This window comes from Candidatus Portiera aleyrodidarum BT-B-HRs (assembly GCF_000300075.1).
Taxonomy (GTDB): domain Bacteria; phylum Pseudomonadota; class Gammaproteobacteria; order Johnevansiales; family Johnevansiaceae; genus Portiera; species Portiera aleyrodidarum.
Genome location: NC_018677.1, coordinates 290,229 through 313,617, shown reverse-complemented (window position 1 = coordinate 313,617; position 23,389 = coordinate 290,229). Strand labels below are relative to the sequence as shown.

General features: G+C 25.6%; 19 protein-coding genes and 6 tRNA genes. 11 read left to right on the top strand and 14 right to left on the bottom strand.

Features of this window, described 5'->3' with window-relative positions; genetic code table 11:
• Positions 1-9 precede the first annotated feature (9 nt).
• From gatB to C530_RS01290, 4 genes are read left to right on the top strand one after another with little or no spacing between them, the layout of a single operon-like run.
• Positions 10-1,431 carry an Asp-tRNA(Asn)/Glu-tRNA(Gln) amidotransferase subunit GatB gene (gatB, locus tag C530_RS01305; RefSeq protein ID WP_014895148.1) on the top strand — a complete coding sequence of 474 codons (1,422 nt, stop codon included), beginning with the start codon at positions 10-12 and terminating at the stop codon, positions 1,429-1,431.
• Positions 1,428-2,891, top strand: coding sequence for a phytoene desaturase family protein (locus C530_RS01300; RefSeq protein WP_014895147.1), 1,464 nt, complete (start codon positions 1,428-1,430; stop codon positions 2,889-2,891). The genes gatB and C530_RS01300 overlap by 4 nt, the downstream gene beginning before the upstream one ends.
• A complete protein-coding gene (locus tag C530_RS01295) occupies positions 2,888-3,751 on the top strand; it encodes a phytoene/squalene synthase family protein (protein ID WP_014895146.1) in 864 nt (287 codons plus the stop codon). The genes C530_RS01300 and C530_RS01295 overlap by 4 nt, the downstream gene beginning before the upstream one ends.
• Positions 3,738-4,877 carry a lycopene cyclase family protein gene (locus C530_RS01290; protein WP_014895145.1) on the top strand — a complete coding sequence of 380 codons (1,140 nt, stop codon included), beginning with the start codon at positions 3,738-3,740 and terminating at the stop codon, positions 4,875-4,877. The genes C530_RS01295 and C530_RS01290 overlap by 14 nt, the downstream gene beginning before the upstream one ends.
• Here the strand turns inward: C530_RS01290 and prfA are convergent.
• Entirely contained in the window at positions 4,870-5,964 is a 1,095-nt protein-coding gene (gene prfA, locus C530_RS01285) for a peptide chain release factor 1 (protein WP_014895144.1), read from the bottom strand. The genes C530_RS01290 and prfA overlap by 8 nt on opposite strands.
• 87 nt (positions 5,965-6,051) lie before the next feature.
• On the opposite strand from prfA, the gene C530_RS01280 reads away from it, so the two are divergent.
• The 3 genes from C530_RS01280 to C530_RS01270 all read left to right on the top strand — a co-directional run bounded on the left by C530_RS01280 (position 6,052) and on the right by C530_RS01270 (position 9,023).
• Positions 6,052-6,999, top strand: a complete 948-nt coding sequence (locus tag C530_RS01280; protein WP_014895143.1) for a ribose-phosphate pyrophosphokinase — start codon at positions 6,052-6,054, stop codon at positions 6,997-6,999.
• A 26-nt stretch (positions 7,000-7,025) separates the two neighbouring features.
• Positions 7,026-7,580, top strand: a complete 555-nt coding sequence (locus tag C530_RS01275; protein WP_014895142.1) for a 50S ribosomal protein L25 — start codon at positions 7,026-7,028, stop codon at positions 7,578-7,580.
• A 1,369-nt stretch (positions 7,581-8,949) separates the two neighbouring features.
• Positions 8,950-9,023 (top strand) — tRNA-Met (locus C530_RS01270).
• A 76-nt stretch (positions 9,024-9,099) separates the two neighbouring features.
• On the opposite strand, the gene C530_RS01265 is transcribed toward C530_RS01270, so the two are convergent.
• From C530_RS01265 to C530_RS01220, 11 genes are all read right to left on the bottom strand, one after another.
• Positions 9,100-9,172: transfer RNA gene (locus C530_RS01265), tRNA-Asn, on the bottom strand.
• A gap of 3 nt (positions 9,173-9,175) precedes the next feature.
• The gene (locus C530_RS01260) at positions 9,176-9,994 is read right to left on the bottom strand and encodes an indole-3-glycerol phosphate synthase TrpC (RefSeq protein ID WP_014895141.1); all 819 of its coding nucleotides are present in this window, start codon (positions 9,992-9,994) and stop codon (positions 9,176-9,178) included.
• The gene (trpD, locus tag C530_RS01255; RefSeq protein WP_014895140.1) at positions 9,994-11,016 is read right to left on the bottom strand and encodes an anthranilate phosphoribosyltransferase; all 1,023 of its coding nucleotides are present in this window, start codon (positions 11,014-11,016) and stop codon (positions 9,994-9,996) included. Before trpD ends, C530_RS01260 begins: the two co-directional genes overlap by 1 nt.
• 5 nt (positions 11,017-11,021) lie before the next feature.
• On the bottom strand, positions 11,022-11,600 hold the full coding sequence (locus tag C530_RS01250; protein ID WP_014895139.1) for an anthranilate synthase component II: 579 nt from the start codon (positions 11,598-11,600) through the stop codon (positions 11,022-11,024).
• A complete protein-coding gene (locus tag C530_RS01245; RefSeq protein ID WP_014895138.1) occupies positions 11,578-13,044 on the bottom strand; it encodes an anthranilate synthase component I family protein in 1,467 nt (488 codons plus the stop codon). Before C530_RS01245 ends, C530_RS01250 begins: the two co-directional genes overlap by 23 nt.
• Before the next feature lie 25 nt (positions 13,045-13,069).
• Positions 13,070-13,141: transfer RNA gene (locus C530_RS01240), tRNA-Lys, on the bottom strand.
• Between the two features lie 404 nt (positions 13,142-13,545).
• Positions 13,546-13,695: a hypothetical protein gene (locus C530_RS01580; RefSeq protein ID WP_157677923.1), complete on the bottom strand. Its 150-nt coding sequence runs from the start codon at positions 13,693-13,695 to the stop codon at positions 13,546-13,548.
• A gap of 154 nt (positions 13,696-13,849) precedes the next feature.
• Positions 13,850-13,924 (bottom strand) — tRNA-Val (locus C530_RS01235).
• Positions 13,915-14,679 (bottom strand): P-loop NTPase, encoded by a 765-nt coding sequence (locus tag C530_RS01520; protein ID WP_014895136.1) that lies wholly within the window; start codon positions 14,677-14,679, stop codon positions 13,915-13,917. Before C530_RS01520 ends, C530_RS01235 begins: the two co-directional genes overlap by 10 nt.
• An 839-nt stretch (positions 14,680-15,518) precedes the next feature.
• A tRNA-Leu gene (locus tag C530_RS01225) sits at positions 15,519-15,602 on the bottom strand.
• Positions 15,603-15,647: 45 nt separating this feature from the next.
• Positions 15,648-15,718, bottom strand: a tRNA-Cys gene (locus C530_RS01220).
• 120 nt (positions 15,719-15,838) lie between these two features.
• On the opposite strand from C530_RS01220, the gene grxD reads away from it, so the two are divergent.
• From grxD to groL, 4 genes are all read left to right on the top strand, one after another.
• Positions 15,839-16,153: a Grx4 family monothiol glutaredoxin gene (gene grxD, locus C530_RS01215; RefSeq protein ID WP_016858028.1), complete on the top strand. Its 315-nt coding sequence runs from the start codon at positions 15,839-15,841 to the stop codon at positions 16,151-16,153.
• Between the two features lie 13 nt (positions 16,154-16,166).
• Positions 16,167-17,249 carry an argininosuccinate synthase gene (locus C530_RS01210; protein ID WP_014895134.1) on the top strand — a complete coding sequence of 361 codons (1,083 nt, stop codon included), beginning with the start codon at positions 16,167-16,169 and terminating at the stop codon, positions 17,247-17,249.
• A 212-nt stretch (positions 17,250-17,461) separates the two neighbouring features.
• Positions 17,462-17,752: a co-chaperone GroES gene (locus C530_RS01205; protein ID WP_014895133.1), complete on the top strand. Its 291-nt coding sequence runs from the start codon at positions 17,462-17,464 to the stop codon at positions 17,750-17,752.
• A gap of 35 nt (positions 17,753-17,787) precedes the next feature.
• Complete coding sequence (gene groL, locus C530_RS01200) at positions 17,788-19,419, top strand: chaperonin GroEL (RefSeq protein WP_014895132.1); 1,632 nt, start codon at positions 17,788-17,790, stop codon at positions 19,417-19,419.
• 852 nt (positions 19,420-20,271) lie between these two features.
• On the opposite strand, the gene lepA is transcribed toward groL, so the two are convergent.
• Both lepA and C530_RS01190 read right to left on the bottom strand, forming a co-directional pair.
• Positions 20,272-22,098 (bottom strand): translation elongation factor 4, encoded by a 1,827-nt coding sequence (gene lepA / locus C530_RS01195; protein ID WP_014895131.1) that lies wholly within the window; start codon positions 22,096-22,098, stop codon positions 20,272-20,274.
• Positions 22,092-23,333 carry an acetylornithine/succinyldiaminopimelate transaminase gene (locus tag C530_RS01190; protein WP_014895130.1) on the bottom strand — a complete coding sequence of 414 codons (1,242 nt, stop codon included), beginning with the start codon at positions 23,331-23,333 and terminating at the stop codon, positions 22,092-22,094. Before C530_RS01190 ends, lepA begins: the two co-directional genes overlap by 7 nt.
• Between the last annotated feature and the right edge of the window lie 56 nt (positions 23,334-23,389).

The following is a 23,389-nucleotide window of genomic DNA, read 5'->3' as shown; positions in this document are numbered from 1 at the left end:
ATATAAATAATGTTAAATTCGTGGGACACTATTATAGGAATAGAAACTCATATACAACTATCTACAAAATCTAAATTATTTTCTAATTGTTCAACAAAAGTTTGTTTATACCCTAACAAACAAATATGTAATTACGATATTGGAGTTCCTGGTGTCTTACCAATCTTTAACCAAACTGCTATAGAAATGGCTGTTAGCTTTGGTTTAGTTACAACTACTCAAATTTATAATAAAACTATATTTGAAAGAAAAAATTATTTTTATCCAGATTTACCTAAAGGATATCAACTTAGTCAAAAAAAAAAGCCTATTTTAGGACCAGGAAAAATTACAATCAAAAATAAAACTATTTATATAGATCATGTAAATTTAGAAGAAGATGCCGGTAAATTAATACATTATAAAAAATACAGTATTATTGATTTTAATCGATCAGGTATGCCTTTGTTTGAAATAATCACTAAACCTTGTATATTAACTTATATAGATGTTATACGGTATGTGAAGTATGTTCAACAGGTAGTCAAATATATAAATGTTTCTAATGCAGATTTATCAAAAGGTGAATTGCGTTGTGATATAAATATATCTATAAGAAATAAAATAACAAAACAAATTAACAATTATATAGAGGTTAAAAATTTAAATTCTTATAAATACATAAAAGGTGCTATTTTATATGAAACTAAAAGACAAATAAACATTTTAAATTCAGGTGGTAAAGTAGTTAAAGAAACTCGTTTATATAATTTCCAAACAAATAAAACTTATACTTTACGAAAAAAAGAAAATACAAACGATTATTTGTTTTTAATTTGTCCTGATTTATTAGCCATTAATATAAAAAATAACTTGATCGTAAATCAAAAAAAAAACCTACCAGAATTACCTCATAGTAAAATAGAATTGTTTGTACAAATAGGATTTTCTTTTAAAGAAGCTAAAATTTTTACGACTACTTTAGATTTAGCAAAGTTTGTTGAAATAACTTTAAATATTTGTAAGGATGTTCAGTTAACTTCTGTGTGGATAAGATGTTATCTTTTTGAAAAATTTAAGTTATATTATTTAAATACAATACAAAATCCAATAAAGCCAAAGGTATTAGGTAAAATAATAAGTTATATAAAAACAAATATTATTACCGTTAATATTGCTAAAATTATTTTTAATAAATTATGGACAACAAATATAACTAATATAGAACAAGAAATTAATGAAATAAAAAAAGAACAAATAAATGATAAGAATTTATTAACCATATTAAATTTAACTTTTCAAGAAAATGTATTACAAATCAAATTATATAAAAAATGTAATGTACAAAAAAAGAAAAAATTATTAAATTTTATAATAGGTCGTATAGTTAAAAACTCAAACAATAAAGCAAATCCTAAACAAATTAAGTCTTTAATAAAAAAAATAATATGAACAATATAGTTACTATTATTGGTTCTGGTTTTGGTGGTATTGCTGCTGCTTTAAGAGCAAAAAAAAAAGGATTTGATGTCATAATAATAGAACGTAATAATAATATAGGTGGTAAAGCGCAACTATTTAAAGATGATCTTTTCTTCTTTGATGCTGGTCCTACAATTATTACAGCACCTTATTTATTTGAAGAATTGTTTAATCTTTTTGGTAAAAAACTTAATGATTATATTTACTTTAAAGAAATAAAACATTTGTATAAGTTTTGTTTTTTTGATAAAACTTCATTAAAATATTGTAATAAGCTAACAACAACTCAAAATAATATCAAATTTATTTCGAAAAACGATCTCCAAAATTATACAAAGCTATTATTCATTTCACAAAACTTTTTTGACCTTTGTTTTAAACTATTTTCAAATAAACCATTTACTAAATTATATCAAATGTTAAAGTGTATGCCTAATTTTGTTAAAGTCAAATGTTATAAGTCATACTTTTCATTAATAAATATTTTAATGAGAAATCATAAATTAAAACAAATTTTTTCTATTTATCCTTTGTTACTAGGAGGTAATCCTTATACAGTTTCTTGTTTATATTCATTAATTTTATATTTAGAACTGAAATGGGGTATACATTTTCCTTACGGAGGTATAGGTAATTTAATACAACAATTAGAACTTTTAATGCGTGAAGAAGGAATTAAAATATATACAGGTGTATCTGTTAAAACAATTATAAAAAATACAACAAAGTCTATATCAGTAATATTAAATAATAAACATTATATTAATTCAAATTATATTATCTCAAATATTGAACCTAAACATTTATATAAAAATATTATAAATGGATTTAAAAACAAATTAGTTAGAAAAAAAAAATTATATGACTTAAATTATTCTTTTGGATTATTTATATTGTTTTTTGGTGTAAATTGTTTTTATTCAAATATTTCTCATCATACAATATTTTTTAATAATACTTGCACTAAAGCACTCAAAAATATTTTTTATAAACAATATATAAAGAAAAAAAACATTTGTATTTATTTACATCATCCAAATAAAACTGATCATTTTTGCAAATCGTCTACTTTTTATGCATTAATCCCAGTGCCTAATTTAAAACTTTTTAACAATTGGTCACTGTATGAATGTGAAGCCTTTGTTCAATATATTTTAACAATATTAGATTCAAACTTCTTACCCAAATTTAAACAACACATAAATACATGTTTTTATATTACACCCACTTTTTTCAAAGAAAGATATTTTAGTACATTTGGTTGTGGTTTTTCCATTTCTCCTAATTTAAATCAAATAGCATGGTTTAGATTTCATAACAAATCTGAGAAGATTAAAAATCTTTATTTAGTAGGAGCTGGTACACATCCTGGAGCTGGTATTCCTGGTGTTTTATTAAGTGCTAAAATAATAGATAAATTAATTATATGAAAGAAACGGTTTTTAAAAAATCAAAAAAGTTAGTAAAAATTTATAGTAAAAATATTAACTTTACAAGTTTTTTTATAAAAAAGAAATATTCTACCTATATACAAAATTTGTATTTAATTTGTAGAACTCTTGATGAACTTGCTGATAATAATTTAACAGCTAAAACAAAATCATTAAAAAGATTTATTTTAATTTTAAAGCAACTAAAAACTAAGTATAACGAAAAATTAGATAAAATTTCATTATTTATAAAACTTTTAAAAAAAAATACATCATTAAATATAAAAATTTTTATTGAATTTATTGATGTTTTAATAAAAGACATACAATATCCAGCGAATATAAAGAATGAAAAAGAATTATTATATTATTGTTATGGAGTAGCTGGTACTATAGGTTTATTAATTTTACCAATAGTAAATATAAAACAATCGAGACAGAATGTTGTTAATGCAATACATTTAGGGATCTTTATGCAACTAATTAATATAGCTAGAGATGTATTAGAAGATGCTTTTAAAGGCAGACGTTATTTACCTGCATGTTGGGTTAACAATACAAGTGCACAAGAAATTATTTTTTTATCTAATAGTCCCATAAATAAAAACCAGATCAAAATTACTCATGCTGTTAGAAAACTACTTATGTTATCTCAAATTTTTTATAAAAAAGGTATAAATAATCTTTATCAATTAAGTTATACCAACCGGGTTTTTATTAATATAATTAGTTCAATCTACTATAAAATCTATATAAACATATGTAAATCAAAAACAAATTGGATATATAAACGTATCTTTATATCTTTACAGTACAAACTGTTTTTAACACTAAAATCTTTTTTTTATGGTCAAAAATGATATAGATATTTTAATTTTAGGAGGGGGATGTACTGGTTTATCTTTAGCATATTATTTAAGTTTTTTACCAAATACCGTTAGAATTTTTCTCATTGAAAACAAATTTATATATAACAACGATAAAACATGGTGTGGTTGGAGAACTAAAAACCATGCATTTGTAAAGTGCTGCAAAATATTTTGGTATTCTTATTATATAAACAAAACAACAAAATATTGCTCTATAATTAATTCTTCTATTCCATATGAAAACATCAAATCAATAATTTTTTATAAAAAGATTTTAAACAGAATACAACATAGTTCTAATATTAAATTATATCATAAAGAATGTGTTAGAATAACAGAGTATAATAATTATGTATCAGTGAAATTAAATAATGAAACATATAAAACCGCCAGTTGGGCAATAGATACTACACCTAAATTTTTAAAGATACCTTATTACTCACCTTGGAAATGGCAAAATTTTATTGGTCTAGAAATAGAATTATATTCTAAAATTATAGGTTTTGAAAAACCATATTTAATGAATTTTTTTATAAACAAATATTTTAAATACAACAAAATAAATTTTATGTATGTATTACCAAACAAAATAAATGAGTTTTTGTTTGAATGGACTAGTTTTTCTGATAAAGATAAAATTTTTATAAATACTTTATTATTATTTAATATAAATCTTATAATAGGAAAATATAATTATAAACTTTTAAGAAACGAAACAGGACATATACCTATGGCTTATGTAACTAACAAAACAAGAATAAAAAATTTAGTTACCCTATATGGGAGTTATATACGCACATCAAATGGATTTTCATTTCATGAAATTCAAAGCTGGGCTATAAAATGTGCTTATAATCTTTCAATTAATAAAGAACTTATCTTACCAAATATTTCTTATTTTCTTTTATTTTTTGATTATATTTTTATGAAAACAATTGAACTATATCCCAAACTATCTTTGTTTTTATATACCAATTTATTCTATAAAATTAATTCTAATTCTTTAATTTATTTTTTTACAAATACTTCTAACTTATTTGATTTATTAAACATTTTATTCTTTATACAACCTAAAACTTTGTTTTTGTATACTATCTTTTTTTATTTATTCAACTAATATCCATTAGTTGTTCTGATTTTAACTGATTAATCAATGGAATTATTATTTCATCTAAATTACCAGAAAGAATATTATTTAAATCATAAATTGTTAACTTTATTCTATGATCTGTTACGCGCCCTTGTGCAAAATTGTAAGTACGAATTCTTTCTGATCTATCGCCAGAACCAATTAATGATTTTCTTAATGTTGTTTGTTTAATTTTAACTTCATCTTTCTTTTTTTGTTTAATTTTTGCTTTTAATAGTTCAATAGCTTTTGCTTTATTACTATGTTGAGAGCGTTCACTTTGACATTCAACAACGATCTTTGTAGGCAAATGCGTTATTCTTACAGCGGAATCAGTAGTGTTTACATGTTGCCCGCCTGCACCACTTGATCTGTAAGTGTCAATTCTTAATTCCTTTGTATTTATTTTTATATTATGTACTTTCTTATGTAAGTTTGGCATGACAACCACCGTACAAGCAGACGTATGAATTCTTCCCATAGATTCTGTGTCAGGTATTCTTTGTACTCGATGTGTACCTGATTCAAATTTAAATTTTCCATATATACCATATCCTTCTATTCTTAAAATTAGTTCTTTAAAGCCCCCATATTCACCTGAGTTAAAACTAATTATTTCAAAATTACAATTATGTTTTTCAGCATACTTTGAGTACATTCGAAATAAATCACCTGCAAAAAGCGCAGCTTCTGAACCCCCTGTTCCAGCACGTATTTCCAAAAATATACCGTTTTTATCTTCTTTATTAGAATAAGTTATTAAAGTTTGTTGTATTTGAAAATGAAATTTAAATAAGTTACTTTTAATAAGCTTAATTTCTTCAGTGATTAAACTACGTAATTCTAAATCATTATCAGAATCATTATATAGTTTGTTATTATAACTAAGTTCTATTTCTAAATTTTGATAAAGTTTCCACAAGCTAACTAACTTTGCCAATCGTGAATAATCCTGTGCATATTTTATATATTTATCCTGTTTATAACTAATTTCATATTTAGAAAGTAAAATAGATAAACAATAAAACTTTTTTTCAAGTTTATAAAAAAAATGTATTAAATTGGTTTTTATCAAAATTAAATACCTATAAATATATGAATTCAAAAGTATATATTATACTATATTTAAATATATAATAAATTTGTTATAGGTAACTATAATATGATTCTTTCTAAGTTAATGTTATTTACTGGAAATTCCAATATTGAATTAGCAAAACAAATTTCTATTTGTTTAAAAACAAATCTAGGTAGATCGACAGTTAATAAATTTAGTGATGGTGAAATTTCTGTTGAAATAGAAGAAAATGTAAGAGGTAAAGATATATTTATAATACAATCAACTTGTGTACCTACTAATAATAATTTAATAGAATTAATTTTAATTATAGATGCTTTACGTAGAGCTTCAGCTACAAGAATTACAGCTGTAATTCCATACTTAGGGTATTCACGGCAAGATAGGAGAATAAGAACTACCAGGGTTCCTATTTCTGCAAAAGTTATAGCAGACATGATTGTTAAAGCTGGTGTAAACCGTGTTATGACTATGGATTTACATGCTGATCAAATACAAGGTTTTTTTGATGTACCTGTTGATAATATCTATGGATCTCCTGTGTTTATAACAGATATAGAAACTCAAAAATATAAAAATCTTGTAATAGTATCCCCCGATATTGGGGGTGTTGTACGTGCTCGAGCATTAGCTAAAAAAATAAATGCAGATTTATCAATTATAGACAAACGTCGTCCAAAAAAAAATCAGACACAAGTAATGAATATTATTGGAGATATTAAAGAACGGACGTGTATTTTAATAGATGATATCGTGGACACTGCTAGTACTTTGTGCAAAGCAGCTGAATCATTAAAAAAACAAGGAGCTAAATATGTTTTTGCATATATTACTCATGCTATTTTGTCAGGTAATGCTTTAAATATTATAAACAACTCAGTTTTAGACAAATTAATAGTTACAGACACTATTCCTTTATCAACAAATGCTATGAGTAGTAAAAAAATAAAACAAATATCTGTTGCTAGTATTATAGCAGAAGCTATTCGAAGAGTGAATAATGAAGAATCAATAAGTGAAATGTTTAATTAATTTAAAATTATGTGGAAAAATTAACAATGCAAATAAATGCTTTTGTAAGATATAATATAGGAAAAAAAGCAAATAAAAATTTACGTAATAACGATATTATACCTGCTATAATTTATGGAGATAAGAAACAAAATGTACTTATTGGTTTAGAAAAAAAAATAATTTTAAACTTTATAAAGCAAGAAACATTTTCTTCAACGATTTTGTATATTAAGTTGTTTAATAAAAAAGAAAAAGTTATTTTAAGAGATATACAACGGCATCCTTATAAAAACTTAATAAATCATATAGACTTGTTACGAATAAATGAAAATAAACAAATTACAGTTTTAGTAAAAATTAAGCTAATAGGAAAGGAACTTTGTAAAGGTGTTAAACAAGATGGAGGTTTACTGGTTCTACATAAAAGCTATGTTCGAATAAAATGTTTGCCTAAGTTTCTTCCTAAAGCTTTTGAAATAAATGTTAGCAATTTATCAGTAGGACAATCTGTAGATATTAAGCAATTTTATAAAACAAACAACTTTTTTTTTATAGAAAAAACAAATAAAATAGTTACAGTTAAACATGTGACAAATTAAATAGAATCAACTAATCAAACTTATTCTTATAAAACATATTTCATAAAACCAATGAAACGAAACTGCCTCTTTATAAAGCATAATCTTACATATATACAGCCTTTTTTAAGCAACCTTTTATATTTTTTTACAAAGCTTCATACAACTTATTTTATCTAACTTTACCAATCACTATAAAACAATCATCTTACACCAAACATCTAAAAATACAAGTTAACATCTAACAGATTTTTATTTAATAACAACATTTAATTACCGTATAACTATTTAAATAACAGCAATACAAAATACATCTAACAAATTTTTAACAAAATACATAACCTTTAACAGAACTCCTAACATCAACCAGCTAAAACATAAACTGCAAACTGCAAACACCAAACACCAAACACCAATTCATTGCACAATCCACAGTCCACAGTCCACAGTCCACATAATAACACAAATACTTACATCAAGCACATAACTGATTATACATTAAGCACAACATAAAGTACATAACCCATTAATCAATCCTTTAAATAACACATACCTTCTTTAAAATCAAATACAAAAACTAAATGAAGTTAAAATAATAACAAACATACACAATACTATTTTTATAAAACAAATACAAAAATGGATAGTCTAATAAATAAAGTATATAAACTAAAAAATTAACAAATTACCAGTTTGAACAAAAAAACAAAAGCAAAGTTTAACAACATAGCAACTAAAAAATTAAACCTATCTAGTAAAAACAACCTAACAAGTATTAAGTAAATAAAATATTACACATATCAAATAATATATACTCTAACAGCATAAACACTTAACAATATGACAGCAAAAGCTATTAACTAACAATAAAAAATCTAATATAAAACTATACAAAACACGAAAATTTACACCTATCATAAGTTCATAAATACAGAATGCCATCCTACCTATTGTAACAAAAACTTTAAAAAAATAAGTTATACCATATAACCTTTAAAAGATTAATGCTGTAAAGTTAAACACAAAACAATAGTAATAAGCAAACAACATATAAATAATTTTTTTTAAACAAAATAAAAAAACATAATTAATTAACAACTTACAAACTAATATTTTAGCAAAACAACAAGCTGTTAAATATAAATAACATTAAACAAAAATCAAACAATACTTTTTTTTAAATTCATAACATAAAACAAAAGAAAGCAAAAATTAAATACTAGAAGAAGTATTATCAAACTAATACAACAATAATTAAACCTAATTGAACTTCAAAGCAAAAACATTAAAGGAAATAAAAATTAATCCTATATAAATTTCATTAACAAATATTTTTTTTTGAAAATCAATCAAACTGGTTTTTTATATATAAAACACATATATAGACAAAAGCTACGTAGCTCAGTTGGTTAGAGCGCTTCACTCATAATGATGAGGTCCCCTGTTCAAATCAGGGCGTAGCTATATTTATAAATTTTAATAGTGTTAAATTAAATTAGATTAGAGCAGAGCTAAGCTAAGCTAAGCTATAAAACTTAAACTCCCCAAACAGGGCTCGAACCTGTGACAAAATGATTAACAGTCATTTGCTCTACCAACTGAGCTATCGGGGATAGTTAATATGTTAATATATATTTATTAGCTTTATCAAGTAAAGTTCTTAAAAAGATATCATTATTACTTAATAAAAACTCTCCTATTAAAAAAACATTAACACCAAACATTTGTAATTTTATAAAATCATTAACATTTAAAATTCCAGATTCTGTAACAAAAACAACATTTGAAGGCATATATTTTAATAATGAAATGGTTATGTTAATAGATGTATTAAATGTATATAAATTTCGATTATTGATACCTATAAATTTTGCATTTAAAGAAAATAACGCTACTTCTAATTCTAAAAGGTTATGTATTTCAAGTAATACATCTAAACCAATTGATAAGGCCAAATTATATAACTTTTTTAATAAATCAAGTTTTAAAATTGAAACTATTAACAAAATACAATCTGTACATAGTAACCGTGCTTCAAAAACTTGATATTCATCAATAATAAAATCTTTAAACAAAATAGGTATATCAAAAAGTTTTTTGACAGTTAATATATATTTTTTACTACCTTTAAAAAAATTCTTTTCTGTTAATATTGAAATACACACAGCTCCATTTAAAAAATAATTCAAAGCTAGTTTTTCAATGTTCTTAGTTTCAGTAATAATTCCTTTAGAAGGTGAACATCGTTTAATTTCTGCAATTATTGAAGTTTGATTCTTATATTGTTTGTTTTTTATGGATTTAATAAATTTGTTATTAGAAAACTGCTCTTTATTTGAATAAAACCCTTTACGTAAAATTTTTAAAGATAATTTATTTATACAAACATTAATTGTATTACGTTTATATTTTAAAATATTAAACAATATTTTCATTACAGTATACCTTTTTTAAAACATTTAGTAAAAAAAACAATTGTTTTTAACTTTTTATATGCTTTTCCAGAAATCAATATATATTTCGACAATTCAAGTCCATTATGAATATTATTGACTATTCCAGAGACATATAAAGCTGTTCCAGCATTTAATAAAATCATTTCAAAAGCTAAACCAAAATGCCCTTTTATAGAATGAATTACGATATCTAAACTTTGTAAAACACTCTTGATTTGTATAAAATCTAATGTGTTTTTTTTTAAAAAAAATTTTGTAGGATTTATTAAGAAGTTTATAATTTTACCATTATTTAATTCAGAAATATAAGTGGCTTTATTTAAAGATATTTCATCTGAACCTTCTTTTGAGTGTATTATCAACGTTTTTTTGCTACCTAATTTCATAAAAACTTTAGAAAATATATTTAATAACCTTCTATCATATACTCCAACTAATTGTTTAAACGGTTTAATAGGATTTGTTAACGGACCTACAATATTAAAAATTGTAGGTATTCTTATATCCATTCTTATTTTTCTTATTTTTTTTTTATATTTAAACTCAGATATTAAAAAAACTAATTGTAACCGCTTTATACACTTTCTAATATCTTTTTTTTTCAAATACAAATTTATCCCTAAGACATTAAGCAAATCTAAACTACCTGAATATGATGAAATACTTTTACTACCAAATTTAGCAACGTTTATTGAACCTGCAGCAGCAACAACAAAACTTGAAGATGTGGAAATATTAAAAAAATTAAAGTTATCACTGCCTGTACCTACTAAATCCATAACCTTGTTATTGTGTATATTAAAACTATAATAATCATTAATTACCTTAGCTGTTGCTGCGATTTCATCACTTGTTTCTTTTTTGATAGATAATGCTGTTAATATAGATGCTAGTTGTGTTGATTTTATTTTACCAAAATTGATAACCTTCATTATTTTATAAAATTGATTAAACTTTATATTTCTTTTATTTATTAATTTGTTTAAAATTGTATTAATCATATTATTTACTTTTTTATAAAGTTTTTTAATAATCCATGACTTTTAAAAGACAAAATTGATTCTGGATGAAATTGTAACCCTTCAATATTATATTGTTTATGTTTTATGCCCATAATAACATTTGGCGTTATATCGTAACAATCCGTTTGAGCTGTAACTTCTAAATTATCAGGCAAATATTTTCTATCAATGATTAACGAGTGATATCTATTTATCAAAATAGGAGTTTTAAATCCTTTAAATAAACCTTTATTTATATGTTTTATTCTTGACGTTTTTCCATGAAAAAGTTGTGTTGATTTTCTCATTTTACATCCAAAAACTTGTCCTATTATTTGATGACCAAGACAAATTCCTAAAATAGGTATTTTATTTGCAAAATGCTTAATTACTTCTATGGAAAAACCAGCCTTATTCGGAGTACATGGTCCTGGTGAAATAACTAAATGAGTAAAATAACCGTTTTCTATATTTTTTATATTTAGATTATTACGAATAATATTGACATCAACACCTAATTCAAAAAAATAATGTACAATGTTAAATGTAAAACTATCATAATTATCTATAATTAATATTCTCAACTTTGTCTCCTTTTTCTTCAACTATAGCAATAAGTGCGGCTTTCAATATAACGCTACTTTTATTTAATATTTCATTCCATTCTTTCTTATATTGAGATTCTTCTATAATTCCTACACCAGCTTGAATATGTAGTTTATAATTTTTAACTATTGCTGTTCTAATTGCAATAGCTATATTCATATTACCATTCCAAGATAAAAAACCTATTGCTCCTGAATATATACCACGTCGAATAGGTTCAAGTGTATTTATAATCTCTAAAGCTCTTATTTTTGGTGCACCAGCAATAGTACCAGCTGGAAAAGTAGCGCGTACAATATCAATCAGATCTATTTTATGTTTTAATATACCAATTAATGTTGAAACTATATGTCTTACATGTGAGTATCTTTCTATTAAAAATTGATTTTGAACTCTTACAGTACTACTAACTTTTCCTACATCATTACGGCCTAAATCAATTAACATAATATGTTCTGAAACTTCTTTATAATCCTTTAATATTTCATTGTGTATACCACTTCGTTTTTGAATTGTTCCAGCTATAGGTCTTAAAGTAATTGTTTTATTATCTACTCTTACCAAAATCTCAGGAGAAGAACCAACAACATAATGATCGTTAAAATTAAAAAACAACATATATGGTGATGGGTTTAAAACTCTTAATGCGCGAAAAAGATTAAATGGTTGAGAATAAAACGGTATAATAATGCGTTGTGAAGGTACACATTGCATTACATCTCCAGAATTAATATATTTTTGTAGGTTAATAATATAATTTTGAAAAGTAAACTTATTAAAACTAGAAAATATAGGTTTAAGTGTATATTTATGTTTGATATGTGTTTGGAATGAATGTGTAACTAATTCTGTTTTATTAAAATTTGCACATAGACTTAGTTTCTTTAATATTATTTTTATGCGTTCTAAACCTTTTTTTAAATCATATATATTAACATTTACTAAGATTGTTAATCTGCCTGAATACTTATCTATTATCAATAGTTCATTAGCTCTTAACAAAAATATGTCAGGTGTATTAATGGGATTATATTGCTTATACGTTTTAATAGTTGGTTCAATTAATCTTATTATATCATAGCCCAAATATCCTACTAAGCCTCCATCCAATATTGTTTTGCTTTTATTTTTTTTAAGAATAGTTTTTTTTATTGTTTTTATATATTTTGAAAGCCAAACTAACGTATCTATTTTTTTTGTTTTTTCAATTTTTATTTTGTCTTTAAATAAATTTATTTTATTATTATATATTTCTATTCTTTGATGACAGCGTAAACCAATTATAGAATATCTACACCATTGCTTTTTTCCTTCTATCGATTCTAATAAAAAAGTCCAATGATAATTTGCTACTTTCATATAAAGAGAAAGAGGAGTATCTAAATCTGATATGATTTCTTTATAAATAAGAATTCTTTTCATGTTATTATTTTTTTATGAATATAAATGGGTCGTGTAGGATTTGAACCTACGACCAATTGGTTAAAAGCCAACTGCTCTACCACTGAGCTAACGACCCATAGTAACATATTATATCTTTTGTTTTTTTTCTTACCACTATACTTTATTGTTTTTATCTAATGCCAAAACTTCTTCTTAACTTAAGCATCACAGATACATATTATTATATAACAATCTTTTATTACTTTCTTTTTTGTTGAACCTGTATTTATTTTACTATTAATAGTGCTATTTAAAATGTTGTTATACCTAAGCTAACTAATTAAGCAATTAATACAACTTTCTTAACTTGTTCTTTAAGCATAATTGTTAAAGAAATCAAATTAACTCATGTTGCTAGCCTATGACTAAAGCTTTAACTAATAGAAAAATTTAACAACAAACAACAAACAAGATACAAGATACAAAATAATAGAAAATAAAATTTGTTACGACATTTTACCTTTAAGCTAAATATGAGCACTATTGAATATTCATCATCATACTTAAACATGCACATAATATAGGAACAACAATAATTTTATTATCTTTTACTTTTATTCTTTCTACATGAATTTTGTTGATATCCAATTCTTTATGCAAGTATATTCCTATTTGCACTTCATAACTCACTATTGAGCTATGTTTTCTTTTGCTAATTTAAGATAAATTTTTGTATATTTTTTGAACTATTCCTTAAGCCTAACATAACTTGTTTTTTTATGATGCTCAGATACTTTTATACTCAGTTAACTATATCTTTTATAACTATATAAAAACCATATTTTAGGACTAAGCGGATTCGAACCACTTACCACCACGATGTCAACGTGGTGCTCTAACCAATATGAGCTATAGTCCTATACGAAATTGTGGTTTTAGTTTAATGTCAACAATATCAGCTATAACTTTTAAAAAAACACTTATTTTAGAATTTGGTTTTGCTATCAAAATAGGTTTTTTGTCACAAAGGGTTTTATGTAAAGCAAAACAACCAATTTTTTTTATTTTATATTTTTTTAAAATGTTGTTATACTTATTATTAAAAATAGATGTTGAATAACCACAGCTTTTACAGGTATAATAGCTCATATTTTCTATTAAACCTATGATTGGTATTTTAATTTTATTAAACATATTTATTCCTTTAAATGCACCTAATAACGAAACATCTTGAGGTGTTGTGATGATAATTACCCCAGATACACTTATACTTTTTGATATAGATAACATAATATCTCCAGTTCCTGGAGGCATATCTATAAATAAATAATCTAAATAACCCCAATTTGTATTTGTAAATAAATCTACTAACAATTTAGAGATTATAGGGCCACGCCCTATAATAGCTTTTGTTTGTTTTTTAACTATAAAACCCAAAGACATTGCTTTAATTCCGTAATATGGAATTGGCTGTATTCTTTTTTTTTTATTAATAAATATCTTTTTTTTTACATTTAATATTGTTGATTGACTATACCCATAGATATCAGCATCTAACAAACCTACTTTATATCCTTTTACGTTCATCGCTAACGCTAAATTAGCTGTTATTGTTGATTTCCCTACTCCGCCTTTTCCAGAAGCTATAGCTATAATATAATTTATATTTATCATAAAATTTCCTTTTGTTTTTATAAACAGAAAGTTTTCTACTAATTTAAAGCTGATAGCTAATAAAATCTTAGTATTTATTACTCTTTAATAATATACATCTACTACTTTTTCGCTTCTTTTTTTTTGTTATATTTTTATATGAATTTGTATTATTTTTTGATTAAATGTTTAATACTTTTTGATGTTATTTTCGTTGTTGTTTTCCCTTTATTTGTACTTTCTTTTTGTCTTAAGTAACTTATGTGTTGTGTTAGTATTTAGTTCTATTTAAAGTTTTGTATTTTTCTCTTTTTTTTTTGTGATTATGCTGTATTTTTTTTTGTGATTTTATTTGTTTTCTTTATTTGTTGTGTGTACGGTTTTTATTGTCTTTGTTATCTTTTTGTTTTGTGTGTACAAGATATGTCGTACTATGATAATAGTTTACTTTTTGTTATGGTTGTGTTAATACAGTGTATTTGTGTAGATGGGCTGTATGTTTAAATGTTAATTATAAAAGGTTATGTGTTTGATGTTTGATGTTAAAAGGCATACTAAACAAAGAAGGATATAGCTTGTTGTTGTTGGAGAAAAAGCTAAAAAGGGTGTTGTTGTTGCTAAAAAGGGTATAAAGATAGGGTGTTGTTGTTGCTAAAAAGGGTATAAAGATAGGGTGTTGTTGTTGCTATAAAGATGGAATAAAAGAATTGATGAGGTAATGGTTTATGATAAAGGGTTTCTATAAAATTGGTTACTTATTATGGAACTAATGAAACAATATGTATTTAGATAGTAGATTAGTAGATATTAGTTTTATTTATTTTAGATTTTGATTTTTAAAAAAGTAAAAAAATATAATTTGCCCGAAGCCGGACTTGAACCAGCATGCCTTATAAGACGGGGGATTTTAAGTCCCCTGCGTATACCATTTTCGCCATTCGGGCTAAAGATTTCAATGTTTTAATGTTTAGTTTGTTTAAGATTTTAAGAGGCTGGAATCGGAATTGAACCGATTTTAACGGATTTGCAATCCGCTGCATAACCATTCTGCCATCCAGCCAAAGCAATAAGTTTATTATATAATAAGAACGTATAGAAAAAAACCAAAATAGGGGGCTTAAGCTCAATACTGGCAGTGTAGGATGTAGGATGTCATGTGGTAAGCTCCACAAAACAAACGATGAAAAATAAAACAATAGAAATAATAAAAAACCAAATAAAAAAAAACAAAATAATATTATATATGAAAGGAACACCGAACTTACCCCAATGTGGATATTCTGCACAAGCTGTTAAGTTTATAAAAAAATATTTAAACCGTTTTAAATATATAAATGTATTAGAAAGTGTACACATTAGACATGAATTACCGAAATGGTCTAAATGGCCAACATTTCCTCAACTTTGGATAAATTCCAAGTTAATAGGAGGCAGTGACATTATCTTTGAAATGTATAAAACTGGGGAATTAAAAAGGTTGATAAAAAAAAGATAAGGAATTTGTAAAAATGTCTAAAAAAGTAATTCTTGCTTATTCGGGAGGGGAGAAACAATCGGTAATTGCAAACTGGTTACAATGCAATTATGGTTATGAAATCATTACATTTACTGCTGACTTAGGACAAGAAAAAAAAAAGATTGAATTAGCTTACAAAAAAGCAAAAGTATTAGGAATAAAAAAAATGTATATAGAAGATTTAAAAGAAAGTTTTGTAACAAAGTATATATGTCATAGGTTTAGAGCAAATACAATTTATGAATGTGGAAAAAAAATAGGTGCATCAATAGTACGGCCGTTAATTATTAAAAGGTTAATAGAAATTGCTAAATTAAACAAAACAACTAATATTTCATATGGAACAACTAAGAAGAGTAAAGATCTAATTAGATTAGACTTAAGTACGTATTCATTAAATCCATATATAAAAATAATTGCACCGTGGCGTGATTTGAATTTTATATCTCAAAACAAACTAAGAACTTATTTTAAAAAAAAGAAATTCAGTAATGAATTTGTTCAAAAACATAAAATTTCTTGTTCAGTGAATAATGATTTCTTACATATTTTTTCTAAATGTGGTTGTTTAGATAACACATGGAATGAAGCCAAAAAAAAAAGATGTATTTTGAGTAATTTTTTTAAGAACACTCCCGATAAACCAACATATATAGACATAACTTTTAAGCAAGGAAATCCAACTTCAATAAATAGTGAAGTTTTAAAATCACATGAAATAATGATTAAACTAAATAATTTAGGTAGTAAACATGGGATTGGTAGAGTAAATAAAATAAGATACTATGGATCTGGATTAAAGGCAAGATGCTGTTATGAAAATCCAGGTGTAACTATTTTATATCATGCACATAGAGCAATAGAATCTTTTACTTTAGACCATGAAATTTTACAAATAAAAGATATTTTAATGCCGTTATATGCAGAAAAAGTTTACACTGTAAATTTGTGGACAAAAGAAATAAAAATGTTAAAAGCGTTAATTGATACTTCTCAAAAATATGTAAACGGAATTGTGAGAATAAAATTATACAAAGGAAATGTAGTAATTATAGGCATAAAATCCGATCAATAGTTATTAAAATCATATTATGCAGCATGTGAATTTAACAAAGGTATATACAAATTAAAGGAATCAGATAGTTTAATACAGTTTAAATAAATCAGTTAAAATATTGCAGCGACTTAACAACATATAAATGCTCTTTTATTTCTACTTGAAATCAACTTAGTTATCCACAAATAATTTTAAAGGATAAAATATAAAGTAATTCAGGAGAACGTAAAATGAAAATACGTCCTTTACATGATCGTGTTGTGGTTCGTTGTATTGAAGTTGAACAAAAAACTTCTGGTGGTATTGTTTTGCCAGGAAATGCACAAGAAAAACAAAATCGCGGTGAGGTTGTAGCTATTGGAAAAGGAAAAATACTAAATAATGGTGCTATCCGTCCTTTAGATGTTAAAATTGGTGATACAGTGATTTTTAAAGAAAGCTTTGGAGTCGAAAAACAAAAGATCGAAGATGAAGAAGTAATAATCATGAGTGAATCTGATATTCTTGGTATATTAGAGTAATTAAAATCATTAATACTTATTAAAGGTACAATAATATGGCAGCAAAACAGATTAGATTTTCTGAAGATGCGCGAACACGTATGGTACGAGGTGTAAATGCACTAGCAGATGCAGTTAAAACAACTTTAGGTCCAAAAGGTCGTAATGTGGTTTTAGAAAAATCATTTGGTGCCCCTACAATAACAAAAGATGGAGTTTCTGTAGCGAAAGAAATAGAACTAAAAGATAAATTTGAAAACATGGGTGCTCAAATGGTAAAAGAGGTAGCTTCAAAAACAGCAGATGTAGCAGGAGATGGAACTACAACAGCTACCGTATTAGCACAAGCGATAGTTAATGAAGGAATTAAACAAATAAATTCAGGAAGAAGTCCTATGGATTTAAAAAGAGGTATAGATAAAGCTATATTAGCTTCGGTAGAAGAGATCAAGAAACTTTCTGTAAAATGTACAGATTCAAGATCAATAGCTCAAGTAGGTACAATTTCAGCTAATGGCGACAGCAATATTGGTCAATTAATAGCAAAATCAATGGAAAAAGTTGGTAAAAAAGGTGTAATAACAGTCGATGAAAGTCGAGGTTTTGAAGACGAGCTAGAAGTTGTAGAAGGGATGCAATTTGATAGAGGTTATATTTCACCTTATTTTGTAACAAATCAAGAGAATATGACTGTAGAGTTAGAATCACCGTATATACTTATAGTAGATAAAAAAATATCAAATATTCGTGAACTATTACACTTGTTAGAAAACGTAGCTAAATCTGGAAAACCATTGATGATTATAGCGGAAGACATTGAAGGTGATGCATTAGCAACATTAGTTGTTAACAATATGAGAGGCATAGTAAAGGTAGCGGCAGCTAAAGCACCAGGTTTTGGTGATCGGCGTAAAGCAATGTTGCAAGATTTAGCAATACTAACAGGTAGTACTGTGATTTCGGATGAAATAGGGCTGAATATAGAAAAAGTAACAATAAAGAATTTAGGCAATGCTCGTAGAATCACGATGTCAAAAGAAAATACGACGATCATAGATGGTGCAGGTTCAGAAAGAGATATTGAATCAAGAGTGAAACAAATCAGAAAACAAATAGAAGAAACAACATCAGATTATGATAAAGAAAAACTTCAAGAAAGAGTAGCTAAATTATCTGGTGGAGTAGCTGTTATAAAAGTAGGTGCAGCAACTGAAATAGAAATGAAAGAAAAGAAAGCTAGAGTAGAAGATGCTTTACATTCGACTCGCGCTGCTGTTGAAGAAGGTGTTGTAGCTGGAGGAGGTACTGCTTTAATCAGAATTTTAAATAAATTGCAAAATTTAAAAGGCAACAACGAAGACCAAACACATGGAATAAAAATAGCTCTTAAAGCGTTTGAAGCTCCTTTAAGACAAATTGTAAATAACGCAGGTGAAGAAGCATCAGTTATAATAAATAAGGTAAAAGAAGGTGTTGGTAATTATGGATATAATGTTAGTACTGGGGAGTTTGGTGATTTAATTAATATGGGTGTTTTAGATCCAGCTAAAGTTACTAGAACAGTTTTACAATCAGCTGGTTCAATAGGTGGAATGATTATCACAACTGAAGCAATGATAGCAGATCATCAGGACGAGAATAACAAAATGCCTCATAGTACTGATGGGGTAAATGGTATGAGATCTTAGTTAGTTAGTGCTTTAGCTAAAAGTTTTGTAGTTTAGCACTAAAAAAAAAGATTAGGTTTTTGTTAGGTTAAAAGAAACAGGTAGACACTAAATAGTAAACATAAGGTAATAACATATTAGATGTAAAAAAAGAAAAAAAGTAGTATTGCAAAAACTATTAAACCAAGGACAGATTATAAACTAAAAAGAATGAATAGAGTAGTGGCAAAATATATCTAAACATCAAAAAATACATATTTAAACAAAATACTACACTTATAAGGTTCGCAACTGGTTTCACAATCAAAGGATCTGGTAGAAGAAAAAAGTAGACTATATGGATCAATATATAATAGATGGTTATTTCATAAAATAAGTCTGGTCTGGTCTGTACTGTACTGTATTATAGGTAAGTTTGTTATAAGGTGTAAGGTTAGTTTTTAGATGTTTGAGGTAAAAGCTAAAAAGGTACTTAGATACTATGTTCTTTAATAAATATATTTGTATAAGTTAAAAAAAATCAGGTATATATATAATAAAAGTAAATTGGTTGTATTGTAGGTTACAAAGAAAACAAAAGGTTATAATAACACGCTACAAAGGACAACAATGATGGAAAAAAAGGTAGTCATTGGTAAAATATAAAGGTTAAAAGAATAATGAACGAAAAAAAAGATTTAGTAACAGCGAAATAGATCAAAGCAATAGAAAAAAGTTAAAAGAATAATGAACGAAAAAAAATCAGTAAATAAAGATATACTATAGAAAAGTTTAAAAAAATAGGGGCAGAAAAAGTGTTTAAAGTCAGAAAATAAAAGAAGAATAATACTTATAGGGTCTATATAATTACAGCAAAGAAAACAAGAAATAACATTAGCTAAATTGGTCAAATAGGTTAGGGGTTTTAAATAAAGACAAAAATATATTTTTATTAAGTTTAATTTCTATATTACCAATGCTTTTCATACGTTTTTTACCTTCTTTTTGTTTTTCAATTAACTTTTTTTTACGAGTAATATCTCCCCCATAACATTTTGCAGTAACATTCTTTCTTATTGCTTTTATTTGTGTTTTTGCTAAGGTTTTTTTATAAGAAACTGCTTTTATGTTTAAATCAAATAACTGCTTAGATAATAATAGTTTAATTCTTTTTAAAATAAATTGACCTTGTTTATATGCTTTATCAAAAGGAACAATCATAGTTAGTGCTTCAATACGATTGTTATTTATTAATATATCTAAACGAACCATGTTTGATTTTTTAAACCGATAAAATTCATAATCTAATGATGCATAACCTTTAGAAACAGATTTAAGTCTATTAAAAAAGTTTGTTATTACTTCTGCCATTGGCAATTCGTATATCATTTTAATGAAATTATTGATAAAAACAACACAAAGCTGTTTACCTCTAAAAGTTATACATTCTTTAATAATATTACCTACGTAAATTTTAGGAACTATAATTCTAGCAAGTACTATAGGTTCATAAAGTTTAAATAATTTATAATTCTCTGGCAGTTTAGAAGGGTCATAAATATATTCTATTTTTCCAGTTTTGAGTTTTATTTTATATTTTACGCTTGGCAAAGTTATTATTATTTTTATACCATGTTCACGTTCTATACGTTCTTTAATTATTTCTAAGTGCAAAGAACCAAGAAAACCAATACGAAAACCACATCCATAAACATTAGAATTTTCTGGCGTATAAATTAAAGAAGCATCATTTAATGCTAATCTTTCAAGTACGGTACTAAAATGTTTAAAATCTTTTACGTTTTCTGGATATAAACCAGCAAATATTTTTGATTTAACTTTTTTAAAGCCTGAGATCCTATGATCAGTATTAGCATTTGCATGTGTGATTGTATCTCCTACTGGGGCACCATGAATGTCTTTTATACCAGCAACAAAGAAACCAACTTGACCAGCACTTAATTTTAAAGTTAAACAACGTTTAGGAGTATAAAAACCTACTGTTTGAATATACCAACTTTGTCCTGTTGAATTTATAATAACTTGATCACCTTTTTTTAAATTCCCATCAAAAATTCTAACTAAAGAAATTACCCCAAGATATTTTGAAAACCAAGAATCAATAATTAAAGCTAGTAATTTTTTATAGGGATCACCTTTAGGGTTATGAATAGTTTTAATTAATGTTTCTAACAAAACTTTTATGCCTAAACCTAACTTAGTAGATATACAACATACAGATTGAAAATGAAGATTGAATATTTTTTTTATATTTGAAATAGTATATTTAGGACTGGCTTGAGGTAAATCTATTTTGTTTACAACTGGAATAATTGTTAAATCACGTTTAAATGCTGTATAAAAATTTGTTATAGTTTGAGATTCTATACCTTGAGAAGCATCAATAAGTAATAATGCACCTTCACAAGCATATAAAGATCTGGAAACTTCATACATAAAATCAACGTGTCCTGGAGTATCTATTAAATTAAGTCTATAGGTTTTACCTTGTTTACTTTTATAGAACAATGTTACAGCTTGTGATTTAATTGTAATTCCTCGTTCACGTTCTATATCCAAAGAGTCTAAAACTTGATTTTTAAAATCTCGTTTGTACAAACCACCACACAGTTGAATTAATCTATCAGCTAATGTTGACTTTCCATGATTTATATGTGCTATAATTGCAAAATTACGAATGTTTTTTGTATTTATTAACATAAGTATTCTAAGTATTTAAAATTTTGTTTAATGCACTTAATAGTTGTGTACAAACGGCTCATACCTTCCTCTATTTCTTCAATAGAGATTAGTAAAGAAGGAGCTAATCTTAATACATTAGGACCCGCATTTAATAACATTAATCCATTTTCAAAAGCTACTTTTAATATTTTTCTACCGAGGTTTATATAATTTTTATTTAATTCTATGCCTATAAGCAAACCTAGTCCTCGAACTTCTTTAAATATATTAAATTCTAAATTTATTCTTTTTATATGCTGTTTTAATAACTTATTTTTTCTTTTTACTCCACTTAATACTTCTTTATTTGAAATAACATCAAACGCTATATTTCCTACCGCACATGCCAATGGATTTCCACCATATGTTGAGCCATGTACACCTATACTAAAAGCTTCACCAACTTTATTAGTTGTCAACATAGCAGCTAAAGGAAAACCACACCCTATAGATTTAGCTAAAGTAATTATGTCTGGTTTAATTTTGAAATGCATATATGTAAAAAGTTTTCCGATACGGCCCATTCCACATTGAACTTCATCAAATATAAGTAATGCATTATAGATTTTACATAAATTACGTAGTTGTTTAAAAAAGGAATAATTAGCTACATTTATACCGCCTTCACCTTGTATTGGCTCTATAATAACAGCACAAGTATAATTGTTTATTACTTTACGAAAATTATGTATGTTATTAAATTCAGCATGTATTATACAAAAAGGAGACGGTCCAAAACCATGAGAATAGTTATTTTTACCTCCTACATTTACAGTAAAAAAAGTACGTCCATGAAAAGATTTTTTAAACGAAATAATAATATTTTTTTTTGACCCAAAGTGATTATAAGCATAACGTCTAGATAGTTTTAAGGCAGCTTCATTGGCTTCTGCACCACTAGAACAAAAGAAAACTTTGTCAGCAAAAGTGTTTTTTACTAACTTTTTTGCTAAACACAAAGACGGTTCATTCGTATAACTATTCGATACATGCCATACTTTTTTTGATTGTTCTTTTAATGCTTCTAGTAAAACAGGATTACTATGTCCTAATGCGTTAACAGCTATTCCACCTGAAAAATCAATATAATCTCTGCCATCTTGTACCCAGATTGTACTACCATACCCTTTAACTGGAATTTTATTTTGAGGCGAATAAAGTGGTAAAATATATTTATAAAAATCTTTAAATTTAGTTTTAGGGTTAATGCTCATAGTATTCTTTTTATATTAGAGTTAAAATAATAAACTAAGAAAATTAAATAATAAAT